Below are 536 nucleotides of genomic sequence, written 5' to 3'. Positions count from 1 at the left end.
CGAAGAACCGCACCGGGCAGCAGAGGTACGCCGAGTTCCTGGTCTCGCCCGAGGGGCAGACGATCGGGATGGCGGGCGACACCGACGGCAACGTGGTCCGACTGCCCGTCAACAAGGGCATGGACCTGGCGGCCGTCCGCAAGGACCAGCGCTGGCTGGTCTTCGACAAGGTCTACCGCGAGGCGGGCCGGTACGTGCCGGTGGTGAAGGAGTGGACCCCGTTCCGGCAGGCCTCCGCCGAGGCGTTGAACGGGATGGTGGCCGACTGCGGCTCCGACCCCAAGGCGGTGCTCGGCAAGCTGGCGGGGACCTTCGCGGCCGAGCTGACGAAGCAGGGGGTCGGATCCTGGTGGGGCTTAGGCCCTCCGCCGGTTGGGCCCGGGGCCGGCTCACCCCTTGGCTGTTCCTGGCCCCGGCGCTGGTGCTCTTCGCGCTGTTCAAGTTCCTGCCGATGTGGCGCGCGGTCGAGATGAGCTTCCACGAGGTCCGGCCGTACCTGGGCGACCGCTGGGTCGGCGGGGCCAACTACCAACAGG

At 70.5% G+C, this 536-nt stretch carries 1 pseudogene; it reads left to right on the top strand.

The annotated features are described in order from the left end of the window. Window positions 1–473 (top strand): annotated as a pseudogene (locus tag ABD323_RS45010) (hypothetical protein); the annotation flags it as partial. Between the last annotated feature and the right edge of the window lie 63 nt (window positions 474–536).

The sequence above is a fragment of the Kitasatospora nipponensis genome (assembly GCF_039528135.1).
Lineage (GTDB): Bacteria > Actinomycetota > Actinomycetes > Streptomycetales > Streptomycetaceae > Kitasatospora > Kitasatospora nipponensis.
The sequence above is the reverse complement of the archived record's forward strand: the minus strand, read 5'-3'. Positions and strand labels throughout refer to the sequence as shown.